Here is a 12,411-nt window from a genome sequence, read left to right as displayed (position 1 = left end):
AGCACCGGGCCCGGTCGCCTATGTTGGCGTTGTTAAGGGTGCCCAGACCCGCCGGCCGACACCCTCGGCAGTACGGAAGTCACGGCGGACGGGACGGCGGACCCATCGGTCCGCCGCACATCAACTGTGGACGACGGACGCGTAACCGCCCCGGCGCGGGCGCGACGTCATGTGGAGGACGCGCTATGAGCAGCGACCCGTGGGGCCGTGTCGACGAGCAGGGCACGGTCTACGTCAGGACGTCCGACGGCGAACGCGTCGTGGGTTCCTGGCAGGCCGGCTCGCCCGAGGAGGCGCTCGCCTACTTCGAGCGCAAGTACCAGGGCATCGAGGTGGAGATCGGCCTGCTGGAGAAGCGGGTGCGCACCACCGACCTGGCCGCCAAGGACGCCCAGACCGCGCTGGAGCACCTGCGCGCGCAGGTGGCCGAGGGGCACGCGGTCGGCGACCTGGAGGCCCTGGCCAAGCGGCTGGAGACCCTCACCGGCGAGATCGAGAGCCGCCGCGAGGAGCGCAAGGCCGCCCGCGCCAAGGCCCAGAACGAGACCCGCACGGCCAAGGAGGCGCTGGTCGCCGAGGCCGAGCAGCTCGCCGAGTCCACCCAGTGGCGGGAGGCCGGCGACCGGCTGCGCGCGCTGGTGGACACCTGGAAGGGCCTGCCGCGCCTGGACCGCAAGAGCGACGACGAGCTGTGGCACCGCTTCTCGCACGCCCGCTCGGTCTTCTCCAAGCACCGCAAGGCGCACTTCGCCACCCTGGACGCCGAGCGCGAGCAGGCCCGGGTCGCCAAGGAGCAGCTGGTCACCGAGGCCGAGGCGCTCTCCTCCTCCACCGAGTGGGGCGACACCGCCGCGCGCTACCGCGACCTCATGGCCCGCTGGAAGGCGGCCGGCCGGGCGCAGCGCGACGTCGAGGACGAGCTGTGGGCGCGGTTCCGCGGCGCCCAGGACGTCTTCTTCCAGGCCCGTTCCGCGGTCTTCAGCGAGCGCGACGCCGAGCAGGTCGGCAACCAGAAGCTGAAGGAGGCGCTGGCCACCGAGGCCGAGGCGATCCTGCCGATCACCGACCTCAGGGCCGCCAAGGCCGCCCTGCGCGACGTCAACGAGCGCTGGGAGGCGATCGGGCACGTGCCGCGCGACGCCCGTCCGAAGCTGGACGGCCGGCTGAACGCGGTCGAGCGGGCGATCCGCGAGGCCGAGGAGGCCGACTGGAAGCGCTCCAACCCGGAGGCGAAGGCCCGCGCGGCCGGCATGGTGGGCCTCTTCCAGGCCAAGGCCGACAAGCTGCGCACCGACCTGGAGAAGGCCCGCGCGGCCGGCAACTCCTCGAAGGCGGCCAAGCTGGAGTCCGAGCTGGCCGGTGTGGAGACCCTGCTGGAGCAGGCGCACAAGTCGCAGGAGGAGTTCAGCGGCTGATCGCCGCCCTCCCCGCACGACGCGTACGGCACGCACGGCGAAGGGCCCGGGTTCTGAACCCGGGCCCTTCGCCGTGTGCCGGTACCGCGGGCGGCGCCGCCCGGGGTACTACTTGCGGGCCGAGGTGACGCGGTAGACGTCGTAGACGCCCTCCACGCCGCGGACGGCCTTCAGGACGTGGCCCAGGTGCTTGGGGTCGCCCATCTCGAAGGTGAAGCGGCTCATCGCCACCCGGTCGCGGGAGGTCTGGACCGCCGCCGAGAGGATGTTGACGTGCTGGTCGGACAGCACCCGGGTGACGTCCGACAGCAGGCGGGAGCGGTCCAGCGCCTCGACCTGGATGGCGACCAGGAACACCGAGGACTGGGTGGCCGCCCACTCGACGTCGATCATCCGCTCGGGCTGCTGGCTGAGCGCGTCCACGTTGACGCAGTCGGCGCGGTGCACCGAGACGCCGTTGCCGCGGGTGACGAAGCCCACGATCGGGTCGCCCGGCACCGGGGTGCAGCAGCGCGAGAGCTTGACCCAGACGTCGTCCACGCCCTTGACGATCACGCCCGGGTCGCCCTTGGCCCGGCGGCGCGCCGCGCGCCGGTTGTCGTGCGTCGGGGTGGCGGTCTCGGCGAGGTCCTCGGTGGCCCCGTCCTCGCCGCCCAGCGCCTGGACCAGCTTCTGGACGATGTTCTGCGCGGCGACGTGGCCCTCGCCGATCGCGGCGTAGAGCGAGGAGATGTCGGGGTAGCGCATCTCGTGGGCCAGGGTGACCAGCGAGTCGCCGGTCAGGATCCGCTGGATCGGCAGGCCCTGCTTGCGCATCGCCCGGGCGATGGCCTCCTTGCCGTGCTCGATCGCCTCCTCGCGGCGCTCCTTGGAGAACCAGGCGCGGATCTTGTTGCGGGCGCGCGGCGACTTGACGAAGCCCAGCCAGTCCCGGGAGGGTCCGGCGTTCTCCGCCTTGGAGGTGAAGACCTCGACCGCGTCGCCGTTCTCCAGGGTGGACTCCAGCGGCACCAGGCGTCCGTTGACCCGGGCGCCTATGCAGCGGTAGCCCACCTCGGTGTGCACGGCGAAGGCGAAGTCCACCGGGGTGGCGCCGGCCGGCAGCGCTATGACGTCGCCCTTGGGGGTGAAGACGAAGACCTCGTTGCTCGCCAGGTCGAAGCGGAGCGACTCCAGGAACTCGCTGGGGTCGGCGGTCTCCTTCTGCCAGTCGAGCAGCTGCCGCAGCCAGGCCATCTCGTTGACGGCGCCGGCCTTGTCGTCCTTGCGGGTCTGGGTCGGGGTGTCGGTACGGACCTTGGAGGCGCCGGCCACCGCGCGCTGCTTGTACTTCCAGTGCGCCGCGATGCCGTACTCGGCCCGGCGGTGCATGTCGAAGGTGCGGATCTGCAGCTCGACCGGCTTGCCGCCGGGACCGATCACCGTGGTGTGCAGCGACTGGTACATGTTGAACTTGGGCATCGCGATGTAGTCCTTGAACCGCCCCGGCACCGGGTTCCACCGCGCGTGGATGGTGCCCAGCGCCGCGTAGCAGTCGCGGACGGTGTCGACCAGGACCCGGATGCCCACCAGGTCGTAGATCTCGGCGAAGTCCCGGCCCCGGACGATCATCTTCTGGTAGACCGAGTAGTAGTGCTTCGGCCTGCCGGTGACGGAGGCGGTGATCCGGGCGCCCCGCAGGTCGCCCTGGACCTGGTCGATGACGGTCGCCAGGTACTCGTCCCGCTTGGGCGCGCGCTCGGCGACCAGCCGGACGATCTCGTCGTACATCTTGGGGTAGAGGATCGCGAAGGCGAGGTCCTCCAGCTCCCACTTGATGGTGTTCATGCCCAGCCGGTGCGCCAGCGGGGCGTAGATCTCCAGCGTCTCGCGGGCCTTCTTCTCCTGCTTCTCCCGCTTGAGGTAGCGCATGGTGCGCATGTTGTGCAGGCGGTCGGCCAGCTTGATCACCAGGACCCGCGGGTCCTTGGCCATCGCGACGACCATCTTGCGGACGGTCTCGGCCTGCGCGGCCTCGCCGAACTTGACCCGGTCCAGCTTGGTGACGCCGTCGACCAGCAGGGCCACCGAGTCGCCGAAGTCCTTGCGCAGGGTCTCCAGCCCGTAGTCGGTGTCCTCGACGGTGTCGTGGAGCAGCCCGGCCATCAGGGTCGGGGCATCCATGCCGAGCTCGGCGAGGATGGTGGCGACCGCCAGCGGGTGGGTGATGTACGGGTCGCCGCTCTTGCGCTTCTGGCCGCGGTGCCACTTCTCGGCGACCGCGTACGCCTTCTCGATGTCGCGCAGCAGGGCCGGGTCGGCCTTGGGGTCGTTGGCCCGGATGGAGCGGAAGAGCGGCTCCAGCACGGGGTTGAGCACGCTGGAGCGCTGGCCGCCGAGGCGGGCCAGGCGGGCACGCATGCCGCCGGGGCTCGACGGGCGCAGGGCGGGGGCCAGCGGCCGCGAGGAGGTCGGCGCCGGGCGTACCGGGGTGGCCCCCGAGGGCGTGGGACGGTTGTCGGGGGCGGCCGATGCGGCCGTGGGCACAACCTCGTCGGGCAAGGACACTCCTCGGGGCACTGGGGCCTGCCCCCCGCGGGGCTCGCGCTACCGGAGGGGATGAACCTTCATGGTACCGAGCCCGGCCGCCGGGTGTTCAGCCGCCTGGGTGGGGACACGCGGAGGGCGGCGGTCGGATGATCCGACCGCCGCCCTCCGATGTCCTGCTCAGACCGTGACCAGCGTCTCCAGCGGCGCGTCGCCCAGGTGCCCGGCCAGCCGCTCCCGGCCGTCCAGGAAGCCCAGCTCCATCAGGACCACGACGCCCGCGAGCTCGGCGCCGGCCTCCTTCACCAGGTCCAGCGAGGCACCGATCGTGCCGCCGGTGGCCAGCACGTCGTCCACCACCAGCACCCGCTCACCGGGCGCGAAGGCGTCGCACTGGACCTCCAGCGTCGCCGAGCCGTACTCCAGCTCGTACGAGCGGCGGAAGACCTCGCCGGGCAGCTTGCCCTGCTTGCGGATCGGCACGAAGCCGAGCCCGGCCGCGAAGGCCGCCGGGGCCGCCAGCACGAAGCCGCGCGCCTCCAGGCCCACCACCTTGGTCGCCCCGAGCGCCGCCGCCCGGTCCGCCAGCGCCCGGGTGAGGGCGCCGAAGGCCTCGGCGTCGGCGAGCAGCGGCGCGATGTCCTTGAACAGCACGCCGGGCTTCGGGTAGTCCGGGACGTCCCGGATCCGGCTGTTCAGCAGCTCGGCCAGGGCGGTGTCGGCGGTGGTCACGAAGGGGGTCCTCACCTGTGGGGAGTGGTCAGCGCTTGCCGGACGACCGCCGGGCCCGGGTGGTCCCGGCCGATCGGCCTCGCTGACCGACCATACCCGCAGGCAGGTCCTCGTCCGCGATCTCCTCGTCCTCGCCGGCCCCGGTCCGCTCGGCCGCCGCCTTGGCGTCCGCCGCGCGGCGCTGGGCGACCCGCTTGGTGAGCGCCTTGATCTCCGGCTGCTCCTCCTTGAGCTGCGCGTACAGCGGGGTGGCCACGCAGATCGAGGAGTAGGCACCGGCCGCGAGGCCGATGAACAGCGCGAGCGAGATGTCGTTCAGGGTGCCGGCGCCCAGCAGGCCGCCGCCGATGAAGAGCAGCGCCGCCACCGGCAGCAGGGCCACCACGGTGGTGTTGATGGAGCGCACCAGGGTCTGGTTGAGGCCGTGGTTGGCGGCCTCGGAGAAGGTGAGCTTGTTCTGCTTGGTGATCCCGCGGGTGTTCTCCTTCACGGTGTCGAAGACGACGACCGTGTCGTAGAGCGAGTACCCGAGGATCGTCAGGAAGCCGATCACCGTACCCGGCGTGACCTCGAAGCCCACCAGGGCGTACACCCCGATGGTGATCAGGAGGTCGTGGATGAGGGCGACCAGGGCGGCCACCGCCATCCGCCACTCGAAGGCGATGGCCAGGTACACGGTGACCAGCACCATGAAGATCACCAGGCCGAGCAGGGCCTTCTGGGAGATCTGCTCACCCCAGCTGGGACCGATCACCTGGGTGTCGATCTCCTTGACCGGGACGTCCAGCTCCTTGGACAGCTTCTCGGTGAAGGTCGCCGCGGTGACCTTCTCCTCCGAGCTGACCTGGATGCGGATCTTGCCGTTCTCGGTCGACTGCACCAGCGGGTGCGACTCGACGATCTTGTCCGCCGCGGTCTGCGCCTGCGAGACCGACAGGCCCGGCTTGGCGACCGTGTAGACCGAACCGCCCTTGAACTCGATGCCCAGGTGCAGGCCCATGGCCAGACCGATGCCGGCGACCAGCACGATCACGGCGGAGATGCTGTACCAGAGCTTGCGGCGGCCGACGAAGTCGAAGCTCACCTCGCCCTGGTAGAGCCGGTGGCCCAGGTTGGAGAAGCGCGACATGGCGTCAGGCCTCCTTCACGGCGGCAGAGGAGGAGGAGCTGCGGCGACGGCTGCTGCGCAGCGGCGGGCGGGCACCGAGCCGCTTCGGGTCCAGGCCGGACCACTTGTGGCCGTTGGCGAAGAACTTGGTGCGGGCCATCAGGGTGATCAGCGGCTTGGTGAAGAGGAAGATCACCACGACGTCGAGCGCGGTGGTCAGGCCGAGGGTGAAGGCGAAGCCCTGCACCTTGCCGACCGAGACCACGTACAGCACCGCGGCACAGAGGAAGGACACGAAGTCCGACACCAGGATGGTGCGCCGGGCGCGCGGCCAGGCGCGCTGGACGGCCGGGCGCAGCGGGGCGCCGTCGCGGACCTCGTCGCGGATGCGCTCGAAGTACACGATGAAGGAGTCCGCGGTGATGCCGATCGCCACGATCGCGCCGCAGACGGCGGGCAGGTTCAGCGCGAAGCCGATGGCCGCGCCGAGCAGGCTCATGATCGCGTAGGTCAGGACGCCGGAGACGACCAGACCGGCGATCGAGATCAGGCCGAGGCCGCGGTAGTAGACCAGCGAGTAGACGACCACGAGCAGCAGGCCGATGATGCCGGCGATCAGGCCGGCGTGCAGCTGGTCGCCGCCGAGCTGCGGGGAGACGGTGGTGATGTCGCTCTGCGCGAACTCCAGCGGCAGCGCACCGAAGCTCAGGATGTTGGCGAGGTCCTGGGCCTCCGGCTGCTTGAAGTTGCCGGAGATCACCGCGGAGCCGCCGGGGATGGCGCCGCGCACGTACGGGTGGGAGACGACCTGGCCGTCCAGCACGATGGCGAACTGGTTGTTCGGGGACTGCTGGGCGGCGAGCTGGCCGGTGATCGCAGTGAAGGCGTCGGTGCCCCTGCCGTTGAACTGCAGCTGGACCTGCCAGCCGCCGCCCTGCTGGACGTCGATGGAGGCCTGCGCCTTGTCGACGTCGGAGCCGTTCACGGCGACCGGGCCGAGGGCCAGCTTGTAGTAGACGCCGCCCTCCTCCGGCTTCTCGGTGCAGGCGACGGACGGCTTGGCGGTGTCCGGGTCCTGGTAGTTGATCCGCTGCTCGGGCTTGGAGCAGTCCAGGGCGGCGAACGCGGCGGACAGCTCCGGCGGCACGGTGCCGGTGGTCATCGCGGCGGAGAGGTCCGGCTCGCCGACGGGGGCGCTGGGGGCCGGGGCGCTCGGGCTGGCGGCGGCGCTGCCCGTGGCCGTCGCGGACGGCGTGGCGTCGGCCGCCAGGGCCTCGCCCACCGGGCGGCCCTGCTTGGTGGCGCTCGCGCTCGGGGTGCCGGCGCTCGCGGAGGCGGTGGCGCCGGTGCTCGCGGTCGCCGAGGGGGTGGCGCCCGGGGTGGCGCTGCCGCTCGCGGACGGGGCGGTGCTCGGCACCTGGGCCGCGATGCCGCTGGGAGCCACGGCCAGGACCGGGCGGAAGAACAGCTTGGCGGTGGTGCCGACCTGGTCGGCCGCCGTCTGCTTGTCACCGCCCTTGGGGATGTTGACGATGATGTTCCGGTCGCCCTGGGTCTGGACCTCCGCCTCGGAGACACCCATCCCGTTGACGCGCTTCTCGATGATCCCGACGGCGATGCCCATGCTGGTCTTGTTGATCGCCTTGGGGTCGTCCGACGTCGCGGTCAGAGTGATGCTGGTACCGCCGGCGAGGTCGATACCCAGGCGGGGCTTGGTGTGGCCCGTCCCGAACATGAGGGCGACCAGTCCGACGGTGACGACCAGGATGAGGGCGAGCGCCCTCCCTGGGTAGCCGTCGCGCGGGCGCGACTTGGGTGTTGCCACCTTGCTCGTTTCTCCCTGTCCATGCCACCCCCGACCGGACCCCCGTCCGGCTCGTGGCGGGACGGGGGCATGGCGGGGCGCGGCCCTGAGGTCCTGTGGGCTCGCGGCACGGTGCCGCGCGGCCGGACTGCGCCCGACCGTACTACTTGCTCGCGGGAGCCCCGCCCTCGGCTTCGCCCTTGTCGGCGCCGTCCTTGGTGAGCGTCAGCGCGCCGTCCTTGGCGGGCGTCAGCGCCTTCTCCTCGGCCGGCTCGGCCTCGTCGGAGTCGTCGCCGTCCACGGGCAGCTCGTCGTCGGCCGGGCGGCCGTTGATGATCGCGTCGTACTCGGAGGGCTCCAGGACGGCCGCGACCGCGCTCTTGGTGAAGTGCGAGACCACGCCCGGCGCGATCTCAAGCTCGACGGTCTCCTCGTTGACCGCCTTCACCCGGGCGTACAGACCGCCGATGGTGCGCACCCCGGCGCCCGGCTCCAGAGCGCTCTGCATGTGCGACATCTGCTGCTGGCGCTTCTTCTGGGCCCGGAACATGAGCACGATCGCGAGGATCGGGAGGAGGAGAATGATGAGGTTCACTGCAGCCAGGGTCCTTTACGGGCCACCGACGGGCGGCCTGTGGTATTGGTCGGCCCGTCGGGTGAGAGGGGCGGTCCGGCGGAGTCTAGGCGACCCCGAACTGATCGGACAACGCCAAGCATCGCATCCTGCCGCCGAAAGTGGCGACCCTCCGCCTGCACGTATTGGTCGGGCCGCCCGTGAGCCGACTCACCTCACGCGGCACTTATCCGGAACGGGGGGAATCCTCACCCGTTCGGATCACCGTCGGCCGGGAAGAGCTCCGACTGGGCCGGCACCGCGCCCCGCGTGGTCTGGACCGGAGGGGTGAGCCCGAGGTGCTGCCAGGCCGCGGCGGTGGCGATCCGCCCGCGCGGGGTCCGGGCGAGCAGGCCCTCGCGGACCAGGAACGGTTCGGCGACCTCCTCGACCGTCTCGGCCTCCTCCCCCACGGCGACCGCCAGTGTCGACAAACCGACCGGCCCGCCGCCGAACAGCCGCAGCAGCGCGTCCAGCACCGCTCGGTCCAGCCGGTCCAGCCCGCGGGCGTCCACCTCGTAGACGTCCAGCGCCTGCGCGGCGATCCCCGCGGTGACCACCCCGTCGTGCCGCACCTGGGCGTAGTCGCGCACCCGGCGCAGCAGCCGGTTGGCGATCCGGGGGGTGCCCCGGGAGCGGCCGGCGATCTCCGCGGCACCGGCCGGGTCGATCTCGACGTCCAGCAGGGCGGCCGAGCGGTGCACCACCCGCTGCAGCTCGGCGGGCGCGTAGAACTCCATGTGGCCGGTGAAGCCGAAGCGGTCGCGCAGCGGGGGCGGCAGCAGCCCCGCCCGGGTGGTCGCGCCGACCAGGGTGAACGGCGGCAGCTCCAGCGGGATGGCGGTGGCGCCCGGGCCCTTGCCGACGATCACGTCGACCCGGAAGTCCTCCATCGCCATGTAGAGCATCTCCTCGGCGGGCCGCGACATCCGGTGGATCTCGTCGAGGAAGAGCACCTCGCCCTCGGTGAGCGAGGAGAGGATCGCCGCGAGGTCGCCCGCGTGCTGGATGGCCGGCCCCGAGGTGATCCGGATCGGGGCGCCCAGCTCGGCTGCGATGATCATGGACAGGGTGGTCTTGCCGAGCCCGGGCGGGCCGCTCAGCAGCACGTGGTCGGGCGCGGCACCGCGCTGGCGGGCCGCCTGGAGCACCAGCGACAACTGCTCGCGCACCCGCTCCTGGCCGATGAACTCGTCCAGGTGCTTGGGACGCAGCGCCGCCTCGACCGCCTGGTCCTCGCCGTCGGCGGCGGCCGTCACCAGCCGGTCGGCCGGGTCGGAGTCGTACGGGCTCATCGGTGCTGGCTCCAATGTCGACAAGGTGACAGATGGTCAGGTTGGCGGGCCGCGGACGGGGCGGCTCAGCGGGCCCGGTTGAGGCCGCGCAGGGCGGACCGCAGCAGGGCGCCGACGTCCGGCACGGACTGCGCCTCGGCCTCCGGGGTCACCGCGGCGACCGCCTCGTCGGCCTCCCGCGGGGCGTAGCCGAGGCCGACCAGCGCGGAGTGCAGCTGCTCGCTCCACGGCGCGGGCCCGGCGGCGATCGGCTTCTGGGCGGGCACCGCCCCGTGCGGCGCGCCGAGCTTGTCCTTGTACTCCAGCAGCAGCTTCGCCGCCTTGGCCTTGCCGATGCCGGGCACCGCGATCAGCGCCTTCTCGTTCCCCGCGGCGACCGCGGCGCGCAGCTCGTCCGGGCTGTGCACGCCCAGCATCGCCTGCGCCAGCCGGGGACCGACCCCGGGCGCGGCCTGGAGGATCTCGAAGACGGCCCGCTCGTCGTCGTCCGCGAAGCCGTACAGGGTGAGCGAGTCCTCCCGGACCACCAGCGAGGTGGCCAGCCGGGCGCTCTCGCCGATCCGCAGGCCGGCGACGGTGGCGGGGGTGCACTGGACGGCCATGCCGACCCCGCCCACCTCGACCACCACGGTGCCGGCGGAGACCGCGGCCACCGGTCCCTGGACGAAAGCGATCATCGGACGGCTCCTCGGGGTGCTCGGACGGCGCGCGGTGCTCGGGGGGCCGCCGGGGCGGCCTTGGCGAGGGCGGCGGCGATCCGGTCGGTGGCACCGCCGCGCCAGATGTGGCAGATGGCCAGCGCCAGCGCGTCGGCGGCGTCGGCCGGCTTCGGGGGCTCGTCCAGCCGCAGCAGCCGCTGCACCATGGCGGTGACCTGGGCCTTGTCGGCCCGGCCGGAGCCGGTGACGGCCGCCTTGACCTCGCTCGGGGTGTGCAGGGTGACCGGGATGCCGCGCCGGGTGGCGCAGAGCATCGCGACGGCGCTGGCCTGCGCGGTGCCCATCACGGTGCGGACGTTGTGCTGGGCGAAGACCCGCTCGACGGCGACCAGGTCGGGCCGGTGCTCGTCGAGCCAGGCCTCGATGCCCTGCTCGACCAGCAGCAGCCGCTGCCCGATCTCGGCGTCCGCGGGGGTGCGCACCACGCCGACCCCGGCCATCCGCAGCGGCCGGCCCGGCGCACCGTCGACCACGCCGACACCGCACCTGGTCAGCCCAGGGTCCACACCCAGTACCCGCACCTCGACCCCGTCTCCCGTCCGACCGCACGTCCGACCCGCGAAGGCTACCGCCCGGGTCGGACAACGCCCCGGACGACTCCTCGAACGACCGCCGCGAACGGCACCGGCCCGGTGGTCGCGGGACCACCGGGCCGGGGAGCACGGGCTGTCACTCGGCGTCGAGCTGCGCACCGACCTCGTCGCTGATGTCGAAGTTGGCGAAGACGTTCTGCACGTCGTCGCTGTCCTCCAGGGCGTCGATCAGCTTCAGGATCTTGCGGGCGCCGTCGACGTCCAGCTCGACCTGCATGCTCGGGAGGAAGTTGGCCTCGGCCGAGTCGTAGTCGACACCGGCGTCCACCAGCGCGGTGCGGACGGCGACCATCTTGGACGCCTCGGAGACGATCTCGAAGGAGTCGCCGAGGTCGTTGATCTCCTCGGGCTCCTGGTCGAGGACGACCTCGAACAGCTTGTCCTCGTCCACGCCGTCGGCCTTGGGGACGATGACGACACCCTTGCGGGTGAACAGGTAGGACACCGAGCCCGGGTCGGCCATCGAGCCGCCGTTGCGGGTCATCGCCACGCGCACGTCGGAGGCGGCGCGGTTGCGGTTGTCGGTGAGGCACTCGATGAGCACCGCGACGCCGTTCGGGCCGTAGCCCTCGTACATGATGGTCTGGTAGTCGGCGCCGCCGGCCTCCAGACCGCCACCGCGCTTGACGGCGCGGTTGATGTTGTCGATCGGGACCGAGCTCTTCTTCGCCTTCTGGATGGCGTCGTAGAGGGTCGGGTTGCCGGCCGGGTCGGGACCGCCGGTGCGCGCCGCCACCTCGATGTTCTTGATCATCTTGGCGAAGAGCTTGCCGCGCTTGGCGTCGATCACGGCCTTCTTGTGCTTGGTGGTAGCCCACTTAGAGTGGCCGGACATCGCCAGCTCCTTTACGTCGCCAAAGGGAAATGAACAGATGAGATCTTACCGGTGCCGTCACCGGTGGATGGCACACGGTCAGCGTGCGGCGCCCGCGAGGTGCTCCTCGACCATCCGCACGAAGTAGGCGTGCACCCGGTGGTCACCGGTCAGCTCCGGGTGGAACGAGGTGGCCAGCAGGTTGCCCTGGCGGACCGCGACGATCCGGCTCTCCGGGCCGTCCGCGGCGGGCAGCTCGGCCAGCACCTCGACGCCCGCGCCGACCGACTCGACCCAGGGGGCGCGGATGAAGACGCCGTGCACCGGGCCGCCCTCCAGGCCGCTGAACGGGATCGCGGTCTCGAAGGACTCGTTCTGGCGGCCGAAGGCGTTGCGGCGCACGGTCATGTCGATGCCGCCGACGGTCTCCTGGTCGTCGCGCCCGTCCAGGATCTTGTCCGCCAGCATGATCATCCCGGCGCAGGTGCCGTACACCGGCATCCCGGCCGCCACCCGCTCGCGCACCGGCTCCATCACGCCGAACAGCAGCGCCAGCTTGGACATGGTGGTGGACTCGCCGCCGGGGATCACCAGCGCGTCGACCTCGGCCAGCTCCTCGGCACGGCGCACCGGGCGGGCCAGTGCGTCGGCCTCCGCCAGCGCGACCAGGTGCTCGCGGACGTCGCCCTGCAGGGCGAGGACGCCGATGACCGGGGTTCCGGTGGACATGTTGCTACCTCTTCAGACTTCTCGTACGGACGGCGCGCAGCGGCCCGCCGCACCTGGTGAGGG

General features: G+C 71.9%; 11 protein-coding genes. 1 reads left to right on the top strand and 10 read right to left on the bottom strand.

Annotation, left to right across the window (positions count from 1 at the left end):
* Positions 1-185: 185 nt before the first annotated feature.
* On the top strand, positions 186-1,415 hold the full coding sequence (locus ACWGB8_RS07490; protein ID WP_452211182.1) for a DUF349 domain-containing protein: 1,230 nt from the start codon (positions 186-188) through the stop codon (positions 1,413-1,415).
* A gap of 108 nt (positions 1,416-1,523) precedes the next feature.
* Here the strand turns inward: ACWGB8_RS07490 and ACWGB8_RS07485 are convergent, their stop codons facing one another.
* The 10 genes from ACWGB8_RS07485 to pdxT form a co-directional block, all read right to left on the bottom strand.
* Positions 1,524-3,956, bottom strand: coding sequence for a RelA/SpoT family protein (locus tag ACWGB8_RS07485; protein ID WP_452211180.1), 2,433 nt, complete (start codon positions 3,954-3,956; stop codon positions 1,524-1,526).
* 165 nt (positions 3,957-4,121) lie between these two features.
* Complete coding sequence (locus ACWGB8_RS07480) at positions 4,122-4,673, bottom strand: adenine phosphoribosyltransferase (protein WP_452211178.1); 552 nt, start codon at positions 4,671-4,673, stop codon at positions 4,122-4,124.
* Positions 4,674-4,701: 28 nt separating this feature from the next.
* Complete coding sequence (secF, locus tag ACWGB8_RS07475; RefSeq protein WP_452211176.1) at positions 4,702-5,802, bottom strand: protein translocase subunit SecF; 1,101 nt, start codon at positions 5,800-5,802, stop codon at positions 4,702-4,704.
* 4 nt (positions 5,803-5,806) lie between these two features.
* Positions 5,807-7,606 carry a protein translocase subunit SecD gene (gene secD / locus ACWGB8_RS07470; protein ID WP_452211174.1) on the bottom strand — a complete coding sequence of 600 codons (1,800 nt, stop codon included), beginning with the start codon at positions 7,604-7,606 and terminating at the stop codon, positions 5,807-5,809.
* A 142-nt stretch (positions 7,607-7,748) separates the two neighbouring features.
* Positions 7,749-8,180: a preprotein translocase subunit YajC gene (gene yajC / locus ACWGB8_RS07465; RefSeq protein ID WP_452211172.1), complete on the bottom strand. Its 432-nt coding sequence runs from the start codon at positions 8,178-8,180 to the stop codon at positions 7,749-7,751.
* Positions 8,181-8,407: 227 nt separating this feature from the next.
* On the bottom strand, positions 8,408-9,493 hold the full coding sequence (ruvB, locus tag ACWGB8_RS07460; RefSeq protein ID WP_452211170.1) for a Holliday junction branch migration DNA helicase RuvB: 1,086 nt from the start codon (positions 9,491-9,493) through the stop codon (positions 8,408-8,410).
* A 65-nt stretch (positions 9,494-9,558) separates the two neighbouring features.
* On the bottom strand, positions 9,559-10,170 hold the full coding sequence (gene ruvA, locus ACWGB8_RS07455; protein WP_452211168.1) for a Holliday junction branch migration protein RuvA: 612 nt from the start codon (positions 10,168-10,170) through the stop codon (positions 9,559-9,561).
* On the bottom strand, positions 10,167-10,733 hold the full coding sequence (ruvC, locus tag ACWGB8_RS07450; RefSeq protein WP_452211166.1) for a crossover junction endodeoxyribonuclease RuvC: 567 nt from the start codon (positions 10,731-10,733) through the stop codon (positions 10,167-10,169). The genes ruvA and ruvC overlap by 4 nt, the downstream gene beginning before the upstream one ends.
* Before the next feature lie 148 nt (positions 10,734-10,881).
* Entirely contained in the window at positions 10,882-11,640 is a 759-nt protein-coding gene (locus tag ACWGB8_RS07445; RefSeq protein ID WP_049651428.1) for a YebC/PmpR family DNA-binding transcriptional regulator, read from the bottom strand.
* A gap of 78 nt (positions 11,641-11,718) precedes the next feature.
* A complete protein-coding gene (pdxT, locus tag ACWGB8_RS07440) occupies positions 11,719-12,348 on the bottom strand; it encodes a pyridoxal 5'-phosphate synthase glutaminase subunit PdxT (RefSeq protein WP_452211164.1) in 630 nt (209 codons plus the stop codon).
* Between the last annotated feature and the right edge of the window lie 63 nt (positions 12,349-12,411).

The organism is Kitasatospora sp. NPDC054939 (genome assembly GCF_053610105.1).
Note: the sequence above shows the minus strand (reverse complement) of the source record. Positions and strands in the feature narration are given on the sequence as shown.